The sequence below is a fragment of the Bradyrhizobium manausense genome (assembly GCF_001440035.1).
GTDB lineage: Bacteria > Pseudomonadota > Alphaproteobacteria > Rhizobiales > Xanthobacteraceae > Bradyrhizobium > Bradyrhizobium manausense.
Genome location: NZ_LJYG01000012.1, coordinates 25,516 through 51,844, shown reverse-complemented (window position 1 = coordinate 51,844; position 26,329 = coordinate 25,516). Strand labels below are relative to the sequence as shown.

16 protein-coding genes and 6 pseudogenes are annotated in these 26,329 nt (G+C 58.1%); 7 read left to right on the top strand and 15 right to left on the bottom strand.

The genetic code is table 11. The features are described from left to right. Nucleotides 1-1,118, bottom strand: a 1,118-nt coding sequence (locus tag AOQ71_RS02085; protein ID WP_205668186.1) for an ISL3 family transposase, incomplete at its 3' end; no start/stop codon positions are given. 30 nt (nucleotides 1,119-1,148) lie between these two features. Here AOQ71_RS02085 and AOQ71_RS02080 point away from each other — a divergent pair. Then, nucleotides 1,149-1,860 (top strand): annotated as a pseudogene (locus tag AOQ71_RS02080) (IS256 family transposase); the annotation flags it as partial. A gap of 59 nt (nucleotides 1,861-1,919) precedes the next feature. Continuing rightward, a pseudogene (locus tag AOQ71_RS02075) lies at nucleotides 1,920-3,103 on the top strand (IS256 family transposase). A gap of 54 nt (nucleotides 3,104-3,157) precedes the next feature. Here the strand turns inward: AOQ71_RS02075 and AOQ71_RS46955 are convergent. Further along, on the bottom strand, nucleotides 3,158-3,304 hold the full coding sequence (locus AOQ71_RS46955; protein WP_283809558.1) for a transposase family protein: 147 nt from the start codon (nucleotides 3,302-3,304) through the stop codon (nucleotides 3,158-3,160). A gap of 216 nt (nucleotides 3,305-3,520) precedes the next feature. Here AOQ71_RS46955 and AOQ71_RS42310 point away from each other — a divergent pair. Further along, nucleotides 3,521-4,085 (top strand): annotated as a pseudogene (locus AOQ71_RS42310) (IS630 family transposase); the annotation flags it as partial. A 90-nt stretch (nucleotides 4,086-4,175) separates the two neighbouring features. On the opposite strand, the gene AOQ71_RS02060 reads toward AOQ71_RS42310, so the two are convergent. The 8 genes and pseudogenes from AOQ71_RS02060 to AOQ71_RS42300 all read right to left on the bottom strand — a co-directional run. After that, nucleotides 4,176-5,261 carry a cache domain-containing protein gene (locus AOQ71_RS02060; RefSeq protein ID WP_057741078.1) on the bottom strand — a complete coding sequence of 362 codons (1,086 nt, stop codon included), beginning with the start codon at nucleotides 5,259-5,261 and terminating at the stop codon, nucleotides 4,176-4,178. A 10-nt stretch (nucleotides 5,262-5,271) separates the two neighbouring features. After that, entirely contained in the window at nucleotides 5,272-7,242 is a 1,971-nt protein-coding gene (locus AOQ71_RS02055; protein WP_057741076.1) for a glycosyltransferase, read from the bottom strand. Continuing rightward, nucleotides 7,242-8,399: an HlyD family secretion protein gene (locus tag AOQ71_RS02050; RefSeq protein ID WP_162268300.1), complete on the bottom strand. Its 1,158-nt coding sequence runs from the start codon at nucleotides 8,397-8,399 to the stop codon at nucleotides 7,242-7,244. The genes AOQ71_RS02055 and AOQ71_RS02050 overlap by 1 nt, the downstream gene beginning before the upstream one ends. A gap of 1,185 nt (nucleotides 8,400-9,584) precedes the next feature. Continuing rightward, a complete protein-coding gene (locus tag AOQ71_RS02045; protein ID WP_057741070.1) occupies nucleotides 9,585-11,177 on the bottom strand; it encodes a putative bifunctional diguanylate cyclase/phosphodiesterase in 1,593 nt (530 codons plus the stop codon). 634 nt (nucleotides 11,178-11,811) lie between these two features. Next, nucleotides 11,812-13,215, bottom strand: a complete 1,404-nt coding sequence (locus AOQ71_RS49560) for a GGDEF domain-containing protein (RefSeq protein ID WP_057741067.1) — start codon at nucleotides 13,213-13,215, stop codon at nucleotides 11,812-11,814. A 300-nt stretch (nucleotides 13,216-13,515) separates the two neighbouring features. Further along, the gene (locus tag AOQ71_RS02035; protein WP_057741065.1) at nucleotides 13,516-13,839 is read right to left on the bottom strand and encodes a hypothetical protein; all 324 of its coding nucleotides are present in this window, start codon (nucleotides 13,837-13,839) and stop codon (nucleotides 13,516-13,518) included. A gap of 410 nt (nucleotides 13,840-14,249) precedes the next feature. Next, nucleotides 14,250-15,313 (bottom strand): annotated as a pseudogene (locus tag AOQ71_RS02030) (Mu transposase domain-containing protein); the annotation flags it as partial. A gap of 336 nt (nucleotides 15,314-15,649) precedes the next feature. After that, a pseudogene (locus AOQ71_RS42300) lies at nucleotides 15,650-15,982 on the bottom strand (IS110 family RNA-guided transposase); the annotation flags it as partial. Here AOQ71_RS42300 and AOQ71_RS46945 point away from each other — a divergent pair. The 3 genes and pseudogenes from AOQ71_RS46945 (at nucleotide 15,926) to AOQ71_RS02015 (ending at nucleotide 17,858) form a co-directional block, all read left to right on the top strand. Further along, entirely contained in the window at nucleotides 15,926-16,108 is a 183-nt protein-coding gene (locus tag AOQ71_RS46945; protein ID WP_245316640.1) for a hypothetical protein, read from the top strand. The pseudogene AOQ71_RS42300 and the gene AOQ71_RS46945 sit on opposite strands and share 57 nt — an antisense overlap. A gap of 153 nt (nucleotides 16,109-16,261) precedes the next feature. Beyond that, nucleotides 16,262-16,531 (top strand): annotated as a pseudogene (locus AOQ71_RS02025) (transposase domain-containing protein); the annotation flags it as partial. An 829-nt stretch (nucleotides 16,532-17,360) separates the two neighbouring features. Next, nucleotides 17,361-17,858: a GGDEF domain-containing protein gene (locus AOQ71_RS02015; protein ID WP_057741058.1), complete on the top strand. Its 498-nt coding sequence runs from the start codon at nucleotides 17,361-17,363 to the stop codon at nucleotides 17,856-17,858. 611 nt (nucleotides 17,859-18,469) lie between these two features. Here the strand turns inward: AOQ71_RS02015 and AOQ71_RS46940 are convergent. From AOQ71_RS46940 to AOQ71_RS02000, 4 genes are all read right to left on the bottom strand, one after another. Continuing rightward, nucleotides 18,470-18,823, bottom strand: a complete 354-nt coding sequence (locus tag AOQ71_RS46940) for a transposase family protein (protein WP_283809557.1) — start codon at nucleotides 18,821-18,823, stop codon at nucleotides 18,470-18,472. Nucleotides 18,824-19,400: 577 nt separating this feature from the next. Next, nucleotides 19,401-19,952, bottom strand: coding sequence for a GNAT family N-acetyltransferase (locus AOQ71_RS44650; RefSeq protein WP_245316629.1), 552 nt, complete (start codon nucleotides 19,950-19,952; stop codon nucleotides 19,401-19,403). 34 nt (nucleotides 19,953-19,986) lie between these two features. Continuing rightward, nucleotides 19,987-21,177 (bottom strand): hypothetical protein, encoded by a 1,191-nt coding sequence (locus AOQ71_RS42280; protein ID WP_157083328.1) that lies wholly within the window; start codon nucleotides 21,175-21,177, stop codon nucleotides 19,987-19,989. A 9-nt stretch (nucleotides 21,178-21,186) separates the two neighbouring features. Further along, nucleotides 21,187-22,671 carry a coproporphyrinogen-III oxidase family protein gene (locus AOQ71_RS02000; protein WP_057741056.1) on the bottom strand — a complete coding sequence of 495 codons (1,485 nt, stop codon included), beginning with the start codon at nucleotides 22,669-22,671 and terminating at the stop codon, nucleotides 21,187-21,189. Nucleotides 22,672-23,680: 1,009 nt separating this feature from the next. Here AOQ71_RS02000 and AOQ71_RS01995 point away from each other — a divergent pair. Beyond that, nucleotides 23,681-24,247, top strand: a complete 567-nt coding sequence (locus AOQ71_RS01995) for a peroxiredoxin (RefSeq protein ID WP_057741054.1) — start codon at nucleotides 23,681-23,683, stop codon at nucleotides 24,245-24,247. A gap of 107 nt (nucleotides 24,248-24,354) precedes the next feature. Here AOQ71_RS01995 and AOQ71_RS01990 read toward each other — a convergent pair whose 3' ends face one another. Beyond that, nucleotides 24,355-25,695 (bottom strand): IS5 family transposase, encoded by a 1,341-nt coding sequence (locus AOQ71_RS01990; protein ID WP_057741052.1) that lies wholly within the window; start codon nucleotides 25,693-25,695, stop codon nucleotides 24,355-24,357. Nucleotides 25,696-26,329: the final 634 nt, after the last annotated feature.

Genomic DNA, 26,329 nt, shown 5'->3' with positions numbered 1-26,329 from the left:
ATTTGTCGTTTGATGGCTTTGATCCTGCTGATCTGGCCTTCGACCGGACTGGTTGTCCAGGAGGTAGTTATTGCCGCTCGGACCGCATCGATGTCGCGCGCGATGCCGTTGGCGAAGCTCTTGAGCTCGCTGTTGGCTGCTTGCGTGATCCATTCATCGAGCTCGGCGATGTCGCTACCACTGAGAAGGGACACAAACCGCTTCGCTAGATCGGCCGCCGTGGCGAGTTCCGGAGCTTGCGCAAACAGATGGCCGAGGAACAGCCTGGCTTCAGCATCGATCTGATCCGGATCCTGGCTCAAGTACCAAGCACAGCGACGACGCGTGGGAGCTTTCCAGGTCAGGTGTGGTTGTACTGTTCCTCCCGCGTCCGCACGTGCACGCCTGTCCGCGGCCCATCGCGCGACGGTCACCCGACTTCCAGTATACCCCTGTTGCTGAAGCTCTCGCCAAAGCTGCTGGCCCACCTGGCAGCCGGAGGCCCACCGCGCTTCGAGCCACGCCTCGAAGGGACCGATAAGATGTGAAGGTCTGTAAGGACGCGAATGCTCCGGTTCGCCGCCAGCGGCTAGCCAGCGCTGTACAGTGCGTCTGTCGACACCGAGCAGGTGGGCGATCCTGGATGTCGGGCAACCTTGCTCGCGTAGGCGACAGATTTCATCCCAGCGTTCGCGTCGCGCAGCCTTTCGATCCGCCCGCAACTGTGCAAGGCCGGGCGGCGCCGTGGAACTGCCGGTCTTCGGTCTTTGCGCGGACGCCATGATTTGTACGGCGGCGGCTACGTTGTGACGATGGCGGCCGACCGCGTGGCGCAGGGCGTCCCCCAAACTGTTGAGCAGGTGCCAGCGGTCCGCCACCTGCACCGCGTCGGGCGCGCCGCAGCGTGTGCCATCAGCATAAAGTCCCGCACGATCGCGGGCGACGACCTTGATTCCGGGCCAGCGCTTCAGCCAGCGCGCAACACTGTCGGCGTTACGATCGGGAAGTAGGTCAAGCACGCAATTGCGCTCCAGATCGCAGATGATCGTTCCATATCGCTGGCCACGACGCCAAGCCCAATCGTCGATGCCGACAACGGTCGGGGCAACGAAATCCGGCAAGGGAGCCGAGTGAATCATTCGGAGCAAGGTATCGCCACTGACCGGCACGATCTCGTGCTGGTCGCCGCGATCGGGGTTGACGGCGAAGGCAACAAGCATCCGCCGGCTCTGGTGGAAGGGGCGACCGAGAATGCCGCAACGGTTCAGGCCCTGCTGGACAACCTGATCTCGCGCGGGCTCGACCCGACGGTGCCAAGACTGTTTATCGCCGACGGCGCGAAGGCGTTGTCGAAGGCGATCCGCCGCACCTTCGGTTCGGCCGCTGCGATCCAGCGCTGCCAGATCCACAAGGCGCGCAACATCATGGAACGCCTGCCGAAAGAGCATCATGCGGCCACCCGTCGGGTGCTGCGCCAGGCCTGGGAGCTCGATGACGCCGACAAGGCCGAAAAATTGATCCGCAATCTCGTGCGTCGACTCGACCAGCAATGGCCCGGCGTAGCGGCCAGCATCCTCGAAGGCCTCGACGAAATCCTGACTGTCGTCCGATTGAAGTTGCCGAAGGAGCTTCGTCGATCGCTCGCCTGTACCAACATCGCCGAGAACATGATGGGCACCATTCGCCGCGTCACGCGCAACGTCAAACGCTGGCGGATGCCGGTATGGCCTTGCGATGGGTCGCGGCCGGCATGATCGAAGCCAACAAGGGCTTCCGACGATTGAAGGCGCATAAGCAATTGTCGGTTCTGCGTGCGGCTCTTCAAGCTCGCCACAATCGCATGACGATCAACCCCGTTGCCCAGTCACGAGGGCCGCGTAACATTCATTCCGGCGACGTCGGCCCGACCTAGTTCAACAACGATCGGGACATCCCCGCCGATGGGTCAGGTGATCCAGATCGACGAAGCCCGGATCAAGGATCATCTTGGCGAGATGGTCCGCGGGACGGTGGAAGAGACGTTGAACGCCATGCTCGAGGCGGAAGCCGACCGGCTTTGCAGGGCGGGCCGGTACGAGCGCAGTGAAGCGCGGCAAGATACTCGGGCCGGCAGTTACGATTGGACGCTGCAGACCAGTGCTGGCGAGGTCAATCTGAAGATTCCGAAGCTGCGACGGCAGACCTTCGAGACCGCGATCATCGAACGCTACCGCCGGCGGGAGAGCTCAGTTGAGGAAGCCCTGATCGAGATGTATCTGGCAGGCATTTCTGTACGTCGGGTCGAGGACCTCACCGAGGCCCTGTGGGGCACCCGGGTCAGCCCGAGCACGGTCTCGAACCTGAACAAGAAGATTTACGCCAAGATCGAGGCCTGGCGGCGTCGGCGCATTGAAGGCGAGCATCCCTACAGTACCTCGATGGCATCGTGATGAAGCGCAGCTGGGCTGGCGAGGTCCGCAACGTCTCGCTTCTGGTCGCCAGTGCCGTCAATTCGGAAGGATTCCGTGAGATCCTGGGCGTCTGCGAGGGCGCCAAGGAAGATAAGTCCGGCTGGTCGGCGTTCCTGCGCCACCTGGTCGACCGGGGGCTCAGAGGCGTGCAACTGGTCATTTCCGACGCCTGCAGAGGCCTTGTCGAGAGCGTCGCCGATTTCCTGCCTGAGGCGCGCTATCAACGCTGCATGGTTCACTTTTACCGCAACGTCTTCAGCCATGTGCCTTCGACCAAGGTTGGCGAGGTGAGCCACATGCTCAAGGCGATTCATGCCCAGAATCGTGACGCGGCCGAGCGGAAGGCGCAAGCGATCGTCGCGGATTTGCGCACCGCCAGGATGAGCAAGGCGGCCGATCTCATCGCGCAGAATGTCCATGAGACCCTGACTTACTACGCCTTTCCGGACATCCATTGGCGGAAAATTCGGACCAATAACCCTCTTGAGCGCATCATGAAGGAAATCCGCCGCCGCACCCGTGTCGTCGGTGCATTTCCCGACGGCCAGTCCTGTCTGAACCTCGCTGCGGCTCGCCTTCGTCACATCGCCGGAACGACATGGTCGGCGAAATGCTACATGAATATGAAGCCTCTCTTCCAACCACAGACCATGCAAACCGGAGCCGTCGCCTGAAGAATGTGCGAAAGATTCTGGACACTACCGACGCGGGCATTGCGGATTCGCGCATCAAAACCGCCGCGCGTGAAGCCGGATTTCGACAACCCGCCCCTGCCACGGCAGATCGGCTAACCGTCGCACGTAGTGGCTGTGGACGCGATCCATCTGGTAGCCGCAACAGGGACAGAGTGAGACCGCTGACTTCGGCCGAGCCACGAGTACCACCCCGTCGGTCTGGGGAAGAATCTGGACAATCGAAAGCTCGGAGGAAATCAGCGAGCAGAAGGCATGGAGCAAGGCGAATCACGGGCGTCGACTGCGATTCCGACCTTATGCCCTTATTCGAACTGTCCGTGAATCCCGCACCCTGCACCAAATATGCGGAAGAACCCCTGATTGTCGCTGAAGTCTCACCCTGATCGCCGCCGCCCAACGGCCAAAGCCGCCGATGTGGTTGGCCTCTATGTCGCCCCGCCAAACAAGGCCATCGTCCTATGCGTGGACGAAAAGCCCTCGACCCAGGCCTTGGAACGAGCGCAGGGCCATCTGAAGTTGCCCAATGGCCGCGCCTTGACCGGCCAGAGCCACGACTACAAGCGGCATGGCACCACAACACTGTTTGCGGCGCTTGAAGTCGCCACCGGAAAGATCATCGCAACGCATTCCAAGCGCCGTCGCCGTGTCGAGTTTCTCGATTTCATGAACAGCCTTACCGCGGCCTTTCCGGGTCGAAAGCTTCACGTCGTCCTCGACAACCTCAGCACCCATAAGAAGAACGAAGATTGGCTCAAGGCGCATCCCCTCAAGGCGCATCCCAATGTGCAATTTCACTTCACGCCCCACCAGCGCGTCCTGGCTCAATCAGGTCGAGGTGTGGTTCTCGATCTTACAGGAGCAGTCGTTGAGCGGCGCCTCATTCACAAGCCTCAAACAGCTCGAGCAGCACATCGATGCCTACATCAAAACCTATAACGACAGAGCTGAGCGCTTCGTCTAGACCAAGAAAAAGGTCCAGCGCCCCTTCAAAAACAAACGTATCACTCAGCTATGATTCCGGGTACTAGTCTTCTCCATCCGGTGCTTGGATTCAATTGCGACCAGAGTGCCCCATCAGCTTCGACTGGATACGAGCTAGCGCGTCACTGAGCCTCGCCGCTTCGTTAAAGCGTGTCTCCGAATATGGCGGGCGGGCGGATGGATCGTGCAAGAGGGCCTCCGCTGTATTCGAGAGCCGGCGGAGCGGCGTCCTCAGCCACTGCGCCGCACAAAAGAGTAGTGCTAGTGTGGCAACGGCACAAACACCGAAACTCCTCCAGAACGATCGGATTAAATTACGGCTGGTCGCAAGCGCCTCGTCGGTACTCTGCCGAACCAGAAGAGACCAACCGAAGCTTGGAAGGTTTGCGAAGCCGACCGTCGGAACGATTACTGCGAAGTAGTCCCTGCCGTCAGGCCAGCGCTCGCGTAGAGACGCAGTCGTCACGCGACTAGCCGCAAGCGCGGAGCCGATGTTGAGCGGCTTGTTGATGAGATCGGGCGGGCCAAACAGGACGGTTCGATCACCCGAAAGCAGCAGCACGTCAATGCCGGGCACTTGCAACGAGTCCATGGCTTCTGCGACCCATTTCCAGTCAAGGTGCGCGCCGATGACCCCGGCAACGGAGCCGGCGTGGCGCAACGGCGCTGCCAGGTCGATAAAGCGATAGGGCTCACGAGATGCAGGCAACTGGGTGGCCAGCAGTTGAGCGGCATGCACATCGATAGCCGCCGGCGAGACAAGGCCCCGCTTAAACCAAGGTCGCTGTGCAACGCTTACTCCTTCGAGCATGCCGTCTTTAGCCACGAGAATGGTCCCTTCGAGATCCGCAACGCCGAGCCAAGTGTAGCGTCGATCAAGGCGGCTCAAGAAGTCGATGTGTTCTCGCGCACTCTTAAGATCTGCCGGGTCAATGAGCTCAGCGGACCGAGCTACATCCATCCAAACTCCATAGAGCCGGCGGGCCAACAGCGCGGAACTCATTTCGCCGCGAATCCTTAGCGCGTCGAATTGCAACTGCTCTCCCCGTTGCTGTAGCAAGGCCGTGTAGATCGTTGCGGTCACCACGGCAGGCACCAATATGAGCAAGGTGCCTCCACAGAACACCAAGGAGAGTAAGCTCGGTCTTTTCGGCATCTCACGCTCCTCAACTCGTTAGAGCTCGCGCCAACTCGCGGATCATTTGCAAGAGGTTCCCTCGATCGGCCCCTGGCATGGCCGATTCGGTATGAAGCTTCTTGATAATTTTCGCCCTTTGCTCAGGAGTTGGAGAGAACTTGATTCGATAGCCATCACGGGTAGTCGCAGCAACATGCGCGTCCACTCCGCCAATCCCGGGCAGGTCGAGCTTTCCTTCTGCTCCGGCGGAAAGCCCGGATGGACCGCTGATTCGAGCGCCCCCCCGGCCCAGATTGAGAAGCCATCCGCGGTGTTTCTCACCTTGGATCACCAACGTGATGGGTTCTGGGATCTGGCGCTGAGGTCGATCGTATCGCGGTCGTTCGATGCACACCACGACTGCCACGAACAGCACCAGTATGTTGTAAACTGTCCAGAACATCACGATAGCCGTGCCGTCGCCCGCTGTTGGGGACGTATTGAAGACGAAATCGGAGTTCAACGGCACGATCAGGCCGCCGAGCGTCAGTGCGAGCAGGAGTAGAAACGGTCGCATCAACGCCCATTGGACAACGACCTTGGCACGGTCGCCGCCTTTGGCCGTCACCGAGAATTTATGCGATCCGCTGGTCAGAAGCCCGAGAGCAGCTGCCCGGCTGATGGGCCAGGCCGCGATCAGTTGAGCCGTATCGTTGAGAAGCGGGACAAACAACCCTTTTGAAAGCCAGTTCAGGGACACCAGAACCATTAGGTAATAGGGTACATAATAACTGATAATTTCCACCAGCGACGCGTTCACGATGGTGATACCGAACCACCAGTACAACAGGGGGCAAATCAAGCTGGCAAGCCTGAAGGGAAAGGTGCTGAGCCAGTAGAGCAATGAATCGAGGATACCGATTCGATGCATCAGTCCAAGGCCTCGCATGCCGAAGGGGCTGTACGAGCCGCGGACAATCTGCATCAGGCCAAGGCACCACCGTCCACGCTGAGTAATATACTCTTTCAATCCTTCGGGAGCCAAACCTTCAGTTAATGCCTCGTTAAGGTACGCAGTTTGCCAGCCGTTCTCCGCAAGCTTAAGGGTGAGCAGGAAATCCTCGGTTACGCTTTGTGTTGGAATCCAGCCAATCTGCTCGACGGCCCGGACCCGCATTACGGATGATGTCCCACAGCAGATGGCAATCCCCCAAGCGTCCCGCGCTGGCTCGACGTTGTCAAAGAAATGACGTTGTTCATCCGGATATGCGGTGCTTATTCCCAGGTTATGTTGGATCGGATCAGGATTGAAGAAGTGCTGCGGTGTTTGCACGAGCGCGACGCCTGGCTCGTGAAACAACGCTAGTGTCCGCTCGATGAAGTCCGCATGGGGAACGAAATCTGCGTCAAGTACAGCGACAAAGACCGGGGGGGCAGGATCGCGGGCGCGCACGCGAAGTGCGTGGTTGATGTTCCCCGCTTTAGCGTGCTCCTTATCCAAGCGTGCGAGATATCCGATTTCGTACAGCTCGCAAAGTTGCCTCACCCAATTCCTGGCGCCGTCGTCGAGAATAAAAATCCGAAGCCGTGGATAGCGGATTTCGGTCGCGCCAATGATCGTGCGCTCGAGCACTTCCGACGGCTCGTTGTAAGTCGTGATGAAAACATCGACGCGCGGCGCTTCTCCAGGCAGCCACCATTTGGAGTACTGGTTTGCTTCTGCCGACCGCTCTTTCACCCGCGACAGTATGAAAAACGCGATGGTAGAGGAAAGCATCGTCAGAGCTTCGAGTATGGCGAATCCCCAACTGAACAGCGCGTCCGCAGTCCAGTCGAGCGGTGCCAGTGTTTCGGTGAAGCGCCAAGCCATATAACGCCAAGACAGTACGGTAGCCGTCCCCAGGAGAAGAGCGCGCCAATACCACTTCAACGGATTAAGCAACGGAAGGACGGTAAGGCGAAGCCCAATTATGAAGGCGGCGCCTGCGAAGGCAGCGACGAACGGCGACAGCAGAAGCATCAGAGTCCGTACCGCGTGATAAAGCGACGGAATTGTGCGATTGGGCCGGCTGTGAAGATAACGCGTCCAGTACGTCCAATCGCGCAGCCGAGATCTGCCTCTCCTGCAAGGTCTGGAACAGTCACGGTGACATCAAAGCGCTGGAGATGTTGTGCACTTGGACCCACAGCAAGATTGGTGTAAAGCGAGGTCGCCCCGGATCCGCCAAGGCGAGTTATGGTTCCATTGAAAACACGGTCATCGCGAAACAACCGAAATTGCACGGCAGTTCCCACCGAGAGACCGTCGTAGAGAGATTCGCTGACGCCCGCAGTGACGATCAGTGTACTGCAGTCGACGATCTTGATGAGATCCTGGCCGCGGCGCGCGTATTGGCCATCGTCTATTAGTATGTCCCAGACTAGGCCAACGACGCTGGCATTAAGAGTAGCGAAGCTCAAACTATTGACACGAAGACGCTCGGCATCGATTTGCCCGTCGAGCAGTACAATACGTGCCTTCACCTGCTCCTTGTCGACATTCAGCTCGGCCAGCCTCTGCTCGAGCTCGCGGATACGTTGGGCCGAGGAGGGAGCGTCGTTATAGGACTCCCCGATGAAGACGCCGTCGCGGGCGGACGTAAGTTCCGTCTCTAAATAATTCACTCGCTGCTGCGCACTCTCCAGTTCTTGCTGAGCGACGTCGTAAGTTGCGCGAGCGCGATCCAAATTCGCCACCGTCTGTACACCACGCGTGCTTAGCTCATTTGCACGCTTGAATTCTGCGTCCGCTTGACGAAGTCGCGCGGCCGCAGCGTCTTGAGCTGCTTTCGTTTCGGCAATTCGAGCCTCAATCTGCCGAACCCTGCCGCGCTGGTAATCAGTTGATTGAACATCGAAGCGAGACCGGGATGCGGACAAGGCCTCTCGCTGGCCAACGAGACGGTTGAGCTCGATCTGCTGATTCGTGCGATCGCGATCAAGCTCAAGAAGTCTCGCGGGATCGAAGCGTTGGTCGTTCAATTCTGCTATAAGCTCGCCGGGACTAATGCGCGCGCCGATGCTCTTTACGGCAAGCGTCACTGTTCCTTCGATCGGGGCCCGAACGATGTAGAGTCGAGCATTGAGTGTAGCATCCGCCGATGTTCCAGCGAAGTGCTCGCCGATAATAACGTACAATCCAACTGCCAACAGGGCCAAGCCGACGATTGCACGTACGAGCCTCATAAGAACATTCCAACTTCATTATGATGGGAAGGTCGCGCAGCGTATTCCCCATCCGGGATAAGCATATACTGAGCCTACGGTCGAATTGTTCTCCCTAAGCGACCCTCCGCCCTGCTTTGGATTGCCAAGTCTGGTGCCGCTCGGATGCGAATGTTAGCGGCTCAGGCCTTCATTGATCAGACTAGCAGGCTGGTAAAGAATAGCTTTGTGATCTCAGCGGTAGGAGGATCCGTATCGTCAGAAGTGACAATGGTCATAAATTCGTGCCTGCAATTCCAGCAACGCCAGAGATCTTGGACCTCCCGCGCGCCAATGCGTTCATGCCACTCGCGGTGGACCAACGCAGAGCCACATTGAGGACAGTTTTTGTGACGTGCTATTGAGACCGACTTCATGTGGCAGCCCGTGTCGTTGTGCCAAAAGGCATTGCCGAAGAAGCATTATTGTGGCCGCCGCTTCGTGGGCGGCTGCGGTGGATGGACTTCTCTGTTCAAATCCTGTGCCAACTGCGACAGCTTGATTAGTAAAGGATATTTTTCAAGGAAGTGTACCAGACCGACTGCATGTCAGAAATCGGACGATCTATGTTCCGTTCTAACGCAAGGTCGCAAATCAGGCTAAGTCTCGTTTTGGAAGCCTTGGGTGAATCGTTCGGGTGTTGAGTAATGCGGGCTGGGAGGTGTCGCTGATCATAAACGGCTTGATCAGAACGTCTCCACCTGACCGTACAACCGAATGCTCGAGGAAGTGCGCTTTGGATCGGGTGCGCTCGGCACTCCCTGGCGCAATCAGGAGTCGTTAGGAGACCAGAACGGTCAGCTCCGGCGTTTCAGTCGGAGAGGTATTAGGGGCGTTGGTGACGGATCTTTGAGACGATATCCAGACTTCTCATATCTGATCGCCGCTCGCGGATGCCCCTATGCGTTGACGTTGGGCAGGTGCAAAACGGTGTGCACGACAGGCCGCTATCAGTGATCGAGCCAATGTGATTTCCTAAGAGCCCACGCCCAGTCTAAGTGAATGCGCCTTCCCTGAGCAACAATGCAATTGCCGGCAACGTCAAATTCAGTGCGGCAGATCTACAGGCCTCATTCTAATCAAGCGCCTCCCGAGCACGCTTGAACTCGACGCGTCGACTCACGCATGTAGGTTTCTTGCTCCATCTTCAGTAACCGGTCCGCGGCGGGCTTGGCGATCAAGCAGCGCGGGGATACCGGTGGCTTGAACGGGACCACTGAACAAGTAGCCTTGTCCTTCTGTGCAACCATTGGCCACCAGATAGACGAGTTGGCCTTCGTCTTCGACTCCCTCGGCCGTGGTCCTCAAACCAAACCCTTTAGCAATGTCGAGTATAGCACGAACGATCACCCGGCTGTCGGTGCTCTCGTCGAGATGCGACACGAAGCTGCGATCGATCTTGATCCTGTCAAGACGAAACGAAAGCAGCTGGCTAAGCGTGGCATAAGCTGTTCCAAAATCATCGAGCGCGATGCGGACGCCGGCTTGGCGAAGTTCGTCAATCACGGTCTTCGCAGCCCCGTTTCGTTCCACGAACGCGCTCTCGGTAATTTCAATCTCCAGGCGGCATGGACTAAAGCCGGTTTGCTCAAGGATTGATATAATGCGCCCTCCAAGCGCGGAATCCCGCAATTGAACAGGCGAAATGTTGAAGGCAAGCGAGAACGTCTTCGGCCACGCAGTGGCATCAAGACATGCGCGGCGAAACACCTGATCTCCAAGAGCGTTGATGAGGCCAGTTTCTTCTGCAATTGGAATAAACACGTCGGGCGGGATATGCCCTAATGTCCTGTTTTCCCAACGGGCCAACGCCTCGAACCCGACGATGCGATTACTTTCGAGTGAAACCACCGGCTGGTAGTGGGGCTCGATAATATCCGCCGCGATAGCGCTCCGAAGCTCACGTTCAATATTGATGCGCCGCTCGACATGTATGTCAATGTCCGGTTCGAAAAAGCGAACACGCGACCTGCCGTCGCTCTGCGCGCGATAAAGCGCGCGTTCTGCTCGCCTGACCAATTCGTGGGGGTTGACGCCATCAAGCGGAGCGATGACGATGCCAATCGCAAGACTAAGCCCGGCTGCGCCAGTCTCAATCGCGAAAGTATCGGCGGCGGACGCCACCATGCGGCGCGCCAGGTTGGCGGGATCTTCGAGGGAGCTAATGCTGGGGAGGACGATCCCGAATTCGTCGCCTCCGATTCTCGCCAGGAAGCCATCCTTGCGCAAGATGTCGATAAGCCTTGTGGCAAGTTCGAAGAGTGCCCTGTCCACCGCTTCATGGCCGTGCGTATCCTTGATCCGCTTTAAGCCGTCGAGGCCGAGCATCAGAACAGCTACTTGATGCGTGTAGGTGGCGAGGCGAGCGCACAGATCAAGTTTCTCATCAAACAGGCGGCGGTCCGGCAAGCCAGTCAATGGATCGTGTCGCGCCAAATCGCGGACGTCCACTTCTGCAATGGTTCGTGCGTCAATTCCGCAGGCGAGTTCTCGGTAGCGCCGAACACTAAAGATTGATAGTGCAATGCTCAGCAAGAACGCGACGAACACAATGAATATAAGTTCGTCGAGTACCGAATCCACATAGCGCCGTCCCAGCTGCGCCAAACGGGGGCCAAGCCCATAGAGATGCGCTAAGAGTGAAGCGAGAACGACGCCGCCGAAAAGAGCAATGAAGTCTCTCGTGGCAGAACGGCGCCAATCGAAGTGCAATATTCGCAATCGTGGAGTTGAAATTCTCATCTCAGTCAGTGAGGTTGGTGCCCGCAGCGCGGTTGTTAACTGAGAACGAGATGTTGCGCCGATTGCCGAACTTCAGTTGCGGCTTCGGAAGCTGCAATGAGCCATCGGGTAGCGATAGTTGCCGGGCAGAAGTTGTGTTCGAGCGACCTGCAAGTTCGCACATCGTTAGCGCGGCCGAAGCAACGAGTTACATCTGCCACTTGAACACCCTGGAGCGCGAGCGGCTAGTTCACGTGGGATAGCAATCGGCGCGACTAAGTTCCTGTCAGTTGTGCTCCCTGATCCCGACATTCTGCCGAGTGCCTGGCCAGCGGATCGGTAATCGCGGCGCGTGCCAAGGGCCGGCCGCCTTGGTGAGGTGAGGCGGCTGCTGCCAGTTGAGCGCTCGACGGAACAATGGCCGTCAAGCGCTATTGTAGCAAGCAACGACATGACAGCTCCCGGCAGCAACCTATTGCGGTGCGAATCTACCTGCAAATGTTGCAATGGATGGACCATGACCGAATAATTGTTAGTGGAGTTGCGGCTTTGACTCGGAGAATGATAGCGAGAACGGGCGTCGGGGCTCCGACCACCAGAGACGAAGTGAGCGATGAAGGATAACCTAGGTGACAACCACGCGGTTGCGACCTTCAAATTTTGCACGATAGAGTCGCTGGTCGGCGACGTTCAAGAACCCGTCGAGCGTGTCTCCATCGCGCCCGAACTCCGACACTCCAACACTGATGGTGACGCCGACCGACGGTTCGGCTCCGACGTCGAATGCGGTGCGTTCGATGGCCGACCGAAGGCGCTCCGCGACCACGCAAGCCGCGTCGAGCGTCGCCCCCGGCAGCAGTACCATGAATTCTTCACCGCCCACGCGCGCGACAGAGTCGTAAGGCCGGATTGCCTCCAGACACTTTCGCACGAATACGCGCAGGACCTCATCGCCGACGCTGTGACCACGCGAGTCGTTGATATCCTTGAAATGGTCGAGATCGAGCGATAGCAGAGCCAACGGAGCACCGGTCCGTTTGGCACGCGCGATCTCTGCGCCGATATGCTCGATGAAGTGGCGCCGATTCCCGGCACCGGTTAGTGGGTCGGTGGCGGCGAGTCGCTCCAACCTTTGATTGCTCATTTGCACTTGCTGGAGTGCTTTTTGAGTGTCAGCCATCGATTTGGCCAGGCGGGCGGTCATTTCTTCCTGGCTATAGATGGTCGCGAACGATTGCGTTGTTCGGAAAGCTCGGACGACGCCATAACTGAGCAGAAAAAAGCCGCCAGCAAAGATCGCGTGAGCCAGCCACCACATATGATTCCACGGCGCGGCCAAAATGAATGCGAGCGACGATAACGCAAACCATGTGACAGAAACGCCGAAAACAAGCATCAGCGGTGAGTGAATCCGTCGCATGAGCAAGGCCGCGACGTTCAGCGCGCTGAATAGCAATGCGCCACCCTCCATGGACAGGCGGACCGCCGGGTGCCCAGCATAGCGTGAATAGGCGATAAGTGCGACAGCTAGGTCCACCGTAAGGAACAGGCCAATCCACATGAGCCACGCGCGCGTGTCCGAGCGCTTCTTAAGCTCGTCTGACGGCTGGTTGTAGCTGAGTAGACCGACGAAGAGTAAAATCGACATCGCCAGACGCGACGCCGGCCCATAGAGCAGAAACAGCCAAATATTGCGATGTGCCATCCCGGTGAAGGCGCCGTGCAGTGAATAGATCAGCACGAATGCCAGAAAACCAAGGGTCAACCACCGCAACAACGGCTCGCCTGAAGACCGATAGCAACGCCACGTCACATATGTGACAAACAGCCCCTCGAGGGTGGCGACGGCGATGGCGAATTCGTGGAACAGGTGGTCTTCGAACTTCAGCGCGGGATCCTGCTGGAAATAAAGGTAAGCGATGAACTGAGTGGGCAGCAGGGCGAAACCCATAATGAGAAGGCTCGTATACGCCTGTGTGATCAGCCGCAGCGCGTTGGGCGGCTCGTGCAACATAAGATTGGTACTCATATGCTATACCGTCATCCCATGATGATCCCGCGGGGTCCTTTCATGAACTCGCGGGCCTTTCTTCAGAGCACCTGCAGTCCTGTTGGACAACCAAAGTGAAGGCATCATGGTTCGTCTCCGGCGAAGTCATCCAACACCCCGGCACGGGTGATCATCGCTGCACGGGCGTGGGAGTCACATGAGTTGCCTTTCCGTCCATCGGCTGCACTCATCCGAGAAGGGCGGCGACGCCGCCAGGATCGGCTTGCCATCCAGGAGCGGCCAAGTCCGCCACCGCGGGACCGTCGGTGCCGTGGCGGGTTATATGTTCGAGCCCACCAGGTTCAGCCCACCCGCTCCGCTAAAGGTAAGGGTATCGTGCGTGTTCAGGACAGTATCCCAGTTGCTGCCCCGAGTCGTCACGATCTGGGACCCGCTCGAAAACGCGCCATCGGAAGATGAGGAAATCACGAGCCCGTTGAGGAAGGGATTCTGCGCACTGCCGTACTCAATCGTCTGCTTGCCACCCACCGGTAGCGCCGTTGCGACGATCTGTCCGGACTGGTTCGGCTCTGAGCCAACGCGTGTGACGGGCAACACCGTAAGTGTCAGGCCGCTTTGATTGAAGAGTTTCTTGTATGCCATCTGTGACCTCCGTTACCTGCCGCGTGTCCCCGCGCAAAATGCGGGACAGAGGTTCCGCTATATACATAAGCTGGCTCTGCTAGGCCCCTGCCAGATCTTGTAGGCCGCCAATATTTGGAACCTGTCAGATAGTTTTCATCATCTAGAAAATGCGGTGCCGCTTCGGTGTAAGCACCTATCTGCCCAGTGTTTGCGGGATAGGCAACAACCCCGCTTGCTCGACACTGGCCAAACTGGTCGCTCTGGAATGCGGTATAGTAGTCGACGCAGACACCATCGGCACGCCTTTGTCGTGGGCGACTTGATCGAGCATGCGGTCGGCACCGGCGCGCCGTCAAGTGGAAGAGCGGCATAACGGTGCTCATTGAGCAACAGATTGAGGCGCGCGGTGTCGATGGTGTTGGCCATGCTCATGCGGCACCTCCGATCTTGGCGGCTCCGATGAGGCATTCGTAGGAGGCAAGCGGCGTGAGCTGCACCACGACGTTGGGCAGCTGCGCCGGATCCGGGGCGAAGTGAGCGCGCAGCCGGTTGAGGTCGGGGAGTTGGCCGGCGTCAGCTGATCGGCGAGTTCGGCCTCGCAGCCGCGGTCATGAGCGAGCGCGAGGAGATCGACCATGATCCGGCAGGCGTTCTTGTCCGGCAAGCGCTCGCGCAAGCGATCGAAGGTCTTCCGATAGGCATCGCGCGGGAACAGCCGATCTCGGTAGACGAGATTGAGCAGCGCCATTGGCTTGCGCCGCAGGGAATGGATCACGTGCCGATAATCGACGACCTGGTCGTACTTGCCATTGGGATGCGGCCGCCCACGCGGCAGGGTGACGAGATGGGTGCCGCCGACGAAGACGTCGAGACGATCATCGTAAAGGCGCACCCGCAGCCGGTGACCGATCAGGCGCGATGGCACCGTGTAGAACACCTTGCGCAGGGTGAAGCCACCGGGCGATGTCACGCGGACGATCACCTCTTCGTAGTCGGAGGTGCGGCGATCGGGCAGCTCCTGCAACACCACGCGCTCGCTATCGATCCGCTTGGCGTTGCGGGCATTGCGGCGGCTGACGATCTCGTCGATGAAGCCGTGATAGGTGGCAAGATCGTCGAAGTCGACGGTTCCGCGCAGCAGCAAGGCGTCCGCGATTGCTCGCTTGAGATGACCGTGGGGCCCTTCGATCGAACCATTCTCGTGAGCAACGCCTCGGTTGTTACGGGAAGGTCGCATGCCGTAGTGGGCACAAAGGGCCTCGTATCGCTGCGTCAGATCGTCCCGTGCATCGCGATCGAGATTGCAGAATGCGGCCGACAGACTGTCGGTCCGATGCTCCCGCGGCGCCCCACCGAGCGACCAGAGGGCATTCTGCAGGCCTTCGGTCAAGGCAACGAAGCTCTCGCCGCCAAGCACAACGTGGGCGTGCTCGAACCCGCAATAGGCCAAACGGAAGTGATAGAGACGATGATCGAGCGGGGCCCCCGCGATCGGGAAGCGTGCGATGTCGCCGATGGAGGCCAGTACACTCGATGCGACAACCGAACTCACGCCGGGGATCATCATCAGCTTGAGAGCCCGTGGATCGTCCAGAGCCTGCTGGGCCACGACCTTGTCGATTTCCGCGAGTTGCTTCGTCACGCGTTCGAGTTCCACGATCAGACGCCGGAGCATTGCACGCTCCTCCGATGGAAGAGGCAGACTGTTCAGCCAATGCTGTCCGCGCTTGCCGAAGAGATAGCCTTTGTAGGGCGGGATGAGGTTAGCATGCAGGATAGCCTTCATGCGTCCTTTAATGCGGATGATCTTCGCCAAGACGCCAGCGCGCTCGGCCATCTGGCGCCGGCGGCTGTAGGTGTCCTCGTCAGCAACCCAGACCTCCGGCAAGAAGCCGGCAGCATGCAACTTTGCCAGGGTCCCAGCATCGACCTTGTCCGTTTTGACTCGCGCATAGGCAATCGCCCGAACGAGCCTCGGATTGGCGACCGCGACGCGCTTAACGTGCGGGCGCAGAATACGTTCGACCGCCGCGCTGTTGCCCGTCACCTCGATGACCACCTCATCCTCGAGGCCGAGTGTCTTGGCAAAGGCGACAAGCCGATCGTGGACGAGATCTACGCGGAGCTGTCGGATTATTGTTCCGTCCTCCAGGATCGCCACCTGGGCGAACGATCGGTGGATATCGATGCCGACGATTTGCATGCTTGGTTCTCCTTTGTCTCAGGAGCCAGTGGCTTGCACGACATCTACGGATCCGCGCTCGCAGCGCAGCCGGGCAAGTCGTAGGGGGCGGCCAAGTAACAAAGCGAGCTCACAGCTCATGGTCATGGCGGCCTGCCACCGTTTCGTGCTCCAGCGCCCCTATCCCGGCTTTGACAGACTAATCCGGACGACCAGTCCTCTCCACCGGGTTTGAGCGCTGAAAACATCATGCACTTTAATAATTGCGCTGAACGCGCATTGAGAGGCATCGCCCCGGGAAGGCGCAACTGGACCTTCGCTGGCAGCCTACGTGGTGCCGACCGTGCCGCCATCGTGCTGACGATGATCACGACCTGTCGCCTCAATGACGTCGACCCAAAGGCCTGGCTTGCCGACGTCCTCGCCCGTATCGCCGATTTTCCTACATCACGGCTGCACGAACTACTGCCCTGGGAATGGAAGCTTCTGCGCCAAGCCGGCAACTCCGACGATCAGCAAGCTGCCTGATCTTCACCCAACGCCATCACATACAGCTCGCCGTGCCCGCGCGCACGCGTCAATCTGGCGGCATTCCTCGTAGGCGTACCGAGCAACGGCACCACCCGATCATTGAGCAGATCGGCCGCCGTGATCGGGGTCTGCCTGGCCGATTTGCAACAATTTTACGCATTTAGATCACGGGGCGCTTACCGCGATCATGAACTTGGCAGCAATTGACGTGTGCGAGGGTGGCTACATTGTCGGAGGCCATCAACATGTTAACCAAATTAAGACTCATCGATCCGACACTGCCGGATAACGTCGCTCGTCGTCTTGAGTCGATGCTATATGCTGCACCGTTGTCTACAGCCGCATACGTGCTCGGCCTTGTGGTGCTGCCGATTGCGCTATGGCTAAGAACAGGCGATCCTGTAGTTAGCTCATTGGCGATGGCTACAGTGTTATTGATCGCGCTCCGCATTGGATTCGTCAAGCTGTACAGGTCGACACCCGCTTATCTGCCGACCTTGCTCGCGTTTGGCGTCGTCTATTCAGTGTTGCTGGTCGCTCTCATTGTCCGAGCATTCTTCCTAGGCGATGACGTTGCCATCGCTCTCGTCGTGATCGCCGCTGCCGGATACCTGGCGGGCGTGACGATAAGAGCCGCCGCAGTGCCGGCGTTGGCGATACCACACGGCTCGGTGTTGTTTGCGCCGCTAATCTTGGTCGCTGCGGTAGCCTGCGAGTCCCGTTACTGGGCGGTAGCGATCTTGCTTACATGTCATTGGATTGGGACGCTACAGCTAATAAATACGACGCATGATCGATCCGTTCTCAGTTGTTGGCGGAGGATCGTATGTCGCGCGTCGCGATCAAGGACGCGTTAACAGGCCTTGCAAATCGCGCCGCATTCGACGACGCTCTCGCTGAGCGGCTGTCTTCGGGGGCTGCAATTATCGCGATGATTGATCTTGACTGCTTTAAACCGGTCAACGACACATACGGTCACGATGCCGGAGACGAAGTGCTGAAATCCGTGGCAGCCCGAATTGTGGCCCAACTTGACAATCGGCACCTTGTTGCCAGACTCGGCGGCGACGAATTCGCCATTCTGTTCCACCCAGCACTCGATAGCGCAGATGCGACGCGCGCTGCCAAGGAGGTCGTGCTTGCACTCCAAACTCCATTCGGGATCGCCAACGCCAACGTCACGATAGGCGCAAGCATCGGTGTGGCTGCCGCCATTGATGGAGAAGACTCACGCGCACTCAAAAGACGCGCCGACGATCGTCTCTATGACGCTAAGCGCGGAGGACGCGGACGCGTTTGGTCGGACCTTGCGGTGCTACCGTAGCTTAATTGCCTTTTCGTCTCGTTACGCCGTAGGTCAAACGCTTCGCCGGCCTGAGCACATACTTGACGTGCTCCCACGGAGTCTTACCAAGCATTGATAGCCGGTTAGCCACACTCTCAAAGGGCGGCCCCAGGGTCGCGGTCATCGATCCGTGACGTCCCCCGATTGGGCGCTCAGCGACGGTGCGATCGCGTAAGTAGAGGACTTAGCTTCCCGCCCTCGCTACTTAGATAGCAGCGGTCTTCACCGAACCGGACATCAGCCAGATTTGTGGCTGCAAGCTCTTGCAGACTGACTGACTGAACCAGATTCAGTCATCTGGGTTCTGGCACACAAGATTTACCATGGTCTTCTCCTAGTCTGACTGAGTGTACGCCGGGAGGCCGGCAAGGATAAATGGTGAGAGTCCGTTACGATGAAGGAGTAGCGCCCCATGTGGGCCCCAAGCCGTGCGGCAGCGTCCGTGAGGGCGCTGGCGAAGCGTCGGCAGGGGAGCATGCAGGCCAGCCATTGAGCGGCGAAAGAAGATTGTCCCGGGAGCCGACGCTGTACTCAGAGCGGAAGGCGACGCGGACAGGTGCAACAACGCGAGCACCTGGACGTCCCCGGCGTTACTCGGAATCATAGCTGAGTGATACGTTTGTTTTTGAAGGGGCGCTAGCCAGTTTGCGCGACAGGCGTGAGCCGGACTTACCGCCGATCGCAAAGCCGATCGCCAGCTGGCTCTCGCCGAGGCGGGTTGTGCGTCTTGCTTTCGGTCGCACCGTTGCTGGTAGCCGCTCGGTGAATATCCGACGCGGGCATTGCGGATTCGCGCATCGAAACCGTCGCGCGTGAAGCCGGATTTCGACAACCCGCCCCTGCCACGGAAGATCGGCTAAGCGTCGCACGTAGTGGCTGTGGACGCGACCCGTCTGGTAGCCGCAACAGGGACAGAGTGAGACCGCTGACTTCGGCCGAGCCACGAGCACCACCCCGTCGGTCTGGGGAAGACTCTGGACAATCGAAAGCTCGGAGGAAATCAGCGAGCAGAAGGCATGGAGCAAGGCGAATCAAGGGCGTCGACTGCGATTCCGAGCTTATGCCCTTATTCGAACTGTCCGTGAATCCTGCACCCTGCACCAAATATGCGGAAGAACCCCTTCTTGTCGCCTTCCGCTCAGTTGACAGCGTCGGCTCTCGGGAAAACATTCTCTCGCAGCTCGATGGCTGGCCTATGCGCTCCCCTGCCGACGCTTCGCCGACATCCTCGCGGACGCCTGCGCACGGCTCGCGGCCGATGTGGGTCGCTACTCCTTCATCGCAGTGGACTTCCACCACTACTCCTTGCCGGCCTCCCGGCGCACCAACTGTAATGCTAGTTCCATCGGCCTTGTGGGCGTCACAAGCTTGATAACGCCAATAAGGGACCATCTTCCAAGTGACCATCTCGTTGTTTTGTCAATCGGTGCGCGGCTTTCTCTCTCTAGGTGGGACACGCACGACACAAGGAGCACCTCACGTCGTTTTAGCCTGCCATGAAGCTGCCTCATGCGCGCGAGCTCACTTGGCCAATTGGAGAGCTCCAGCCTCGTCTGCCAACCGCTTCTCGTAGAAGATCACTGCATATCCGTGCAGCGTCCCCTCCCTGCAGCGAACATAGTCCGCGGCCTCATAAAGCCTTTGAGCACCTAGTTGGATCATTGTCGTGTCCAGCACGATCCGCTTGAAACCCGCAGCAACGGCTCTCGATTCGAGTTCACGAAGAAGTCTCCTTCCAAACCCTCGCCTTCGAAAGGCCGGATCGACGCGCATGCGCTTCAGCTGTGCGACATCAGCATCCACAGCCTTCAATCCCCCCATGGCGACGAGTTGAGAACCAATATGGGCAAGTAAGAAGTCACCGCCCGGCTTGATGTATACTTCCACGATATTGCGCAAGTCATCCTCCCACGTCCCTTCCGGCCCGCGCACGCCACCATCGTCCGATGCGGCTCTATGCAGATGCCATACATCATCGGCATCTCCTAGCTCGAACCGACGAAAGATCACCTCGCCTTGAGACGTCGACATCGATTGCCAACTGGCCTCGACGGCCGCCGTCTCTCCCGCCATCAACTTTTCTCCTACGCAAATAGCACCCCCATGCTTACTGAGGCGCCGTCGGCAACAGTCTCTGCAAAAGGACAGCGTCGATACTTTCCGATGCCTCAACTCCGACAACCGGTCGACCGGGCTCAACCGTATACTTCAAAGCCGTACTATGGTGCATCAAGGTAAACCGATCCAGCGCACGAACACAGGAGGCCCGCAGCATTCGGATTTCACTGTTGCCGTGCTCTATCACGGGCGAAATGGTTGCATATCGAGGGAAGTCCGCTTTTCCTTCCAGCCAATCCGGTTTGAGCCACGCGTCTTCTTTGTTTGGCGACAACCAGCGGAATACCTTACGAATGTACGCTTGCGGGTAGTACTCGGACAGCCGATATACATCCGAAAAAAATTGCGGTTTCTGCAGGAAAAGCTCTTCGCCGATCAGCAGCACTGAGGCGGCCACAATACGGCCCGAGAATCTGCCGCTCGGGCCAAGCCGATCCTTGTAAGGATTCTTTGCGTAAAACACGCGGAACTGGCCAAATAGATCCGGCGACATATGTTCGTGAAAGCGCGTCAGGACATTATTCGCTGTCTCGAGGTGCTTCATGCATAGCGCAAGACATTGATGGGCGTCAGCGTCAGCCACATCTCGCAACTCGAGCAGAGCGTCGATTGCCAACTGCAATTCGCTTTCGATGAGTTGGTGGCCTAAGCAAAAGTCTCGTTCCTCAACCCCGGCCGCTCCAAGGCAGTAGACACGCGGATCGGTCTGCACCGGATTCGTAAGTATCATATCCTCGTAGGAGAGGACCTCAATGCCAGGCTGCCGCTGGCGCGATAAGCGGGCAAGACGACTTAAGCCCTCCCCCACCGTCAATTCGGCATCCCCGGGATCGAGGCCGGCAAACGCCGACATGTGATAAGCACAATTGGTGAGATATTGAATGTCTGTCTTGGCAACCTCGAACTCGGAGTGCGGCAGCCCCCGCACCAGCGCATCATAGTCCTTGTCCGCTACAATCGCGCTAATACTGCGACCGAGGACCCTAACCGCTTCATCCGGCCGCTCGCTGCATTTGATCTGCGCAATATCGTGTGGCAGTTCATCGACGACAAAGTCGCTGAATCGCCCAAGCGGTCGTTTTCGTTGTCGACGATCAATGCGATCGGTCAAATGAGAGAACATGTCTTGCGCGCAGTTGTGCGGCGATCTTTGGGCAAGAGGGGAAATACTGGCGAACATAGCGAGCACTCACCGGCCCTGGCTGAAAATCGCTTGCATTTCCGCAGTCGCCCCGTATCGGGCGGCCGGTGAGTAGTCGTGCTTCTCGATGAGATCAGTTCGTTTATCTAAGATCCTGCTGTCGGTTCGCGCGACCCGCTCAAGCACCTCGTTGGAGAAAAATTGCAGCGATACCGCTCCCGAATTGATAATGCCAGCGGTGGTTAACGTCAGCACGCCTTCGTTTGAAATGCTGATGAGTCCCGCCTCAGTTAGTTTTTTGATCTCGCGACGAAAGTATTGTTCCATGGACACTCCAAATTCCTTCTCGAAGCGGGAGAGCGGAACTCCACTACTTCGCAACGCGAGCATCACTGTTCTGCGCATCAGATCGTCTTGCGTCAGGACGACACCTTTCCACACTGGCTTCGCGCCAGACTCAACCATGTCTAAGTACCGATCTAAATGTGCCTCGTTATAGAATTGGCACTGACTCATGTAGCCAAACCCGCCAACCCCAAACGGGACCAGATTATTGTCGTTCCAGGAATCGTATTTGCGACGCTGCTGAACAGAGTGCGGCTGCGACTTCTTTGTCCAATAGAAGATCGGGCCATGGCGATAGCCAAGTCTCGTGAGGATGTGCTCTGCCATGAAATGCATGACGATGCGCTCCTTCGCCCCAGCGAATTGGTATCGTCCTTTGCTCAAATGGCGAGCTACGGGGTCCGTGGATTTGAACAACAATGGGAAGATATTGAACTTCTCCACGCCCATATCCAAAAGACCGATGAGCGAGTCATACCAACTTCGAAGCGTTTGCTGCGGCAACCCATAGATAAGGTCTAGCGACAGATTCTGAACACCCAGCTTATTCAGCAATTTAACCAGTTGCCTAACCTCGTCCACACCGTGCCCGCGGTTCAATATTCGCAATATATTCTGATCAAGACTTTGAACCCCCAGCACGAAGCGGTTTACGCCGTTTTTGAGTAGGGTGGATATGCGCTCTGCTGCGTCCACCTGCTTTCCAAGAGAGGGATGTAATTCGAAACTCACTTCGGACTTCGATAGATCAAAGCGCTGATTGATCATGTCAAATAGCGCTTTGAGTTGTGGGTTGGTCAAGATTGAGGGGGTGCCACCGCCAAAGAAAGCTGTCTCAATAGACCTACCGGCGAGCGCCGCGTCCGACCAACTCATTTCCTTGTCGAGAGCCGCCAGGTAGCGCTCTACACGTCCGGAACGCGGATTGATTTCCTTAGCGAAGTGACAGAACGTGCAATACTGATTACAAAAGGGTATGTGAAAGTAGAGGTCAATCGATGGCGTAATCTCACCTAACAATTTGTCGGCATTCAGCTCGCCCATTGCTTTGAGAGGCGGATATGTGCCGACAAGATAATCGTTGTAAGTCTCAAGGTGCAGTTTTTGCGACCTCAGCATGTCGAGGTTAATGTCGTAGGAACGGTCGATCGCGAACTCAAGGGCCTCGGAATAGCTAGGCGCGAGCATTCTTTGGACTCCTTTTGCTTCCGTGTGACGGCGGGGCGCGACGACACATAAGTGTCAGAGCGGCGACTGTCTGTTTTGGGTCGATGAGGACCCGCGCAATTCGAGCAGCGCGGATTCTCGGCCCCGCTCCACGCTGGTCACATGCTGCGTTGCCATCTTCTTCGCGGGCACCAAGGTGACGGTCATAGTTCGGCACGGATAGCGACAGCAGCACCCCCATGGCGCAACGCCTCCCAGACGGATCACGCTCACGGGGCAGCATCCATCGCATTGATCTGCGACCAATCGAGTACACGCATTTCAAAACCTGGACACCGAGACCACCACATGTTGCGAAACTTCCTATTCGTATCCAGCAATTGGCGTGCCATCAAAGACGACCCGCATGTCTTGCTTGCTAGGCTCTGCAGGAAAGCCTACTTAGCGAGTAAACGTTCGGTTCTGGACACAAACGTCTAAAACCGAACACGGCTGAACACGACGACACGAAAAGTGTTGACCGATAATGGTCCCTCCCAGCCCTGACTCAGGGCGTCTGCTGGAGAATTGTATCTACAACGGCGGGGCTTACGACCCTGAGCACTCTCCTTTTGTAGGCGATTTTCTCCGCTCCGCTCTATGGCAAGAGGCTGAAGTTACGTTTCATCCGGCGTTGGCTAATGGAGAACCGCCAGTGCCACCCCTTGACACTTGTCTAGCGCTGTGCGTGCGCTGCGCAAGATCACCTCGTGCCTCGACCGCGATGACGCTCGCCGAATGCGGCGTCGACAAAAAGACGATTTGGAAGAAAACTTGGTAGAATAGCTGCGCTTGATGAACGTCACTCATTTCTTGCACGTCTTGTCAGTCTCCCTCCAGCCTCCCCTCGGCAAGGCAATGAAAGGCCGGGCAGATTCACCCAGCCACGGTCTGGGTACAGACTCAGCAGTCTTGAGAACGAATGGCATCTAGCTTGCTTCGCTGATGCCCGAATTGTTCCCTTCACCCGAATAGAGTACGTGAGAACAGAATGCTTGGAATTGGAAGTAAGTTGCCGTCGTTCGAGATTACCGGCGTGAAGCCCGGCTTTCACGCGCAGGAAGAGGACGGTCAGAGCGCGTTTGAGACGCTGACTGAAAGGAGCTTCCCCGGGCAATGGAAGATCATCTTCTTTTACCCTAAGGATTTTACCTTCGTCTGCCCGACAGAAATCGCCGAGTTTGGCCGCTTGTCCAAGGATTTCACCGAGCGTGATGCGGTCGTGCTCGGCGGCTCGACCGACAACGAGTTCTGCAAGCTGGCCTGGCGGCGCGAGCATAAGGACCTGCATCATCTGCCCATATGGCAGTTCGCGGACACCAAGGGCGAGCTGGTTGATGGACTTGGCGTTCGGGCGCCCGAGGGGGTCGCCAACCGCTATACTTTCATCGTCGCCCCCGACAACAGCATACAGCATGTCTATGCTACCTCCCCGAATGTTGGCCGTAGCCCAAAGGACACCCTCCGTGTGTTGGATGCGCTGCAGACCGACGAGCTCTGTCCGTGCAATCGCGAGATTGGCGGGGACACGCTGAAGGCCAGCAGCGTCATACCATGAACTGAGGAGGTGAATGTCCAGCGGGCGCTTCGCATCAGTTCGGCGAGAGGCTTTCACCTGTTCACGCTGTTATACGCGGCCTGTTGTCGACACAGCGAAGTCGTCCGTTAAAAAACCGATTTGAGCGGTAAGCGGTCGCTGGCGGCCGTGATGAGAGTGGTCAAGATCAGGCACCAAAGATCCCTCAACCAGGCGAGGATGCGGCGGAAGTTGTGACCGACGGCCGAAAGGATAACGTTGACCACATCGCCGAGGCGGCCCTTGAGGTAGCAGCGGCCGAGGTGACCATCGGTCTTCAGGTGTCCGATGATGGGTTCGATGGCAGAGCGGCGGCGCAGCTCGCGCTTGATGACACCGAAGACGCCGCGCTTCTGGCCGGAGATGAAGACACGGCGCGGGTTCTGCGCGTCATGGCCGCGGTATCCCTTGTCGACATAGGCCCGCTCGATCGCACAGCCGGTGAGTGTCTCGGTGCGGTCGATGACGTCCCGCAAGGTGTGACCGTCGTACGGGTTATCGGGTAGCGCCCTGGCGTGCAGCACGAACAGGCCGCCGGGAGCACGGCGGTTGTTGGTGACGATGGAGGCTTTGACACCGTAAGGCGCGGCTGCTTTGCCCTTGCCGATGCACTCGACCTCCGGGGCATGGAAGGAATACAGCTTCCAGCCGCGCTGGCGCTGCTGCTGCGAGCGGATCTGGGAGGCCCGGCTGAGCGGGAGGGCGAACGCATTCTCGAGCACGGCCCGACCTTCGATCTTGCGGCGGATATCGCGGATGATCCGGCCCAGTCGGCTGCGCAGAATACGCAACTGCCGCTGATGCCGTTTGAATTGCTTGGCATGAGCGTAGCGCCCCGCCATCATGGCCGCGGTCTTTGCAATGCGAAGATAGGACTGCCGCAGCCTGATCCCGTGCTTCCTCGCCAGACGGTTGAGCCCCTTGATTGCCGCGTGCAGCAGTTTGGCATCGGTCGGGAAGGTGATGGCCTTTGGCTGCACCGTGGTATCGACTGTGACCCGCTTGAGGTCTTGGCCGCGTAACGCGCCGGCCTCGTGCGCCACCCGCAGGCTCTCGGCCAAGAGCAGCTCCAGCTTGTCGCCGAGCCGCTTGCGCCAGTGGCTCAGGTCCGAGCGCTCGTGCGGGAAGGCGTGCTGGAAGAACTCTTCGCCGGTTAAGTATTGGAAATATGGGTCGTGGACCCAGCGCTCGCACACCCCCTCATCGGACAGGCCGTAAATGTGCTTGAGCAGCAGCAACCCGATCACGAAGCGGGTCGCTATCCCGGGCCGGCCGTTCTCGCTGTAGAGCGGCGCAATCTCCCCATCGATCCAGTCCCAATCGATCTTGCCAGCGAGCTGAACCAGCTCGTGCTTCATATTGATGATCTGGTCCAGCCTGGCCCGGAACAGGTCGTCCGATCCCGTCGCTTTGGGCTTCTTCGGTCGCATCGCCACCTCCGATGCGAGGACGGAATCATGACTGGCGATTCGATGGAATCCTCAAAACGAAATTGCAGGGTTCCGATGCTCGAAGCATCAAAACCCTGCAATCCCAAAACTGGCCACAACGAATAATGCGATCCCAGCTCAATCGCTTAGCCGCTCTTCACGGACAACAGCGAACCCATCGCGCGCAAGCGTCGCACCTTCCCCACTGCGAACCTCCCTTCGGGCCTTGTTTTCCATAAGCCGCTGTTTGTGCGGAAAGACTCGCAGATTGAACGACGAGTGATAGCTCGGTGCTTGACTGGCAAATGATGACAGCGCAATCGTCTTACTCTTATTCTTGAGTGCATCGGCTCGAAAATTGTCGGCTCGAAATGCGCAGCGCAGAATGAAGACGCTCTTCCGAACCTAAAAGCCCCCCAATATCGGAAGCGGTCGTTGGGAAAGACGGCTTCAGTCCCACAGCTGGTGCTTTTTTTGCGCAGACTAAGCTCAATACCTTCCGTGAACGTGCGCACGTTCTCAAGTTGGAAAGCGCACCCCTTCTTCCATTTCCGTGCTGCCGCTGTTTACGGTGCGTGCGCGCGTCCTTGGCCGCTGCGATCAGCAGAACATCGGCAACTGCGTTGGAATACTC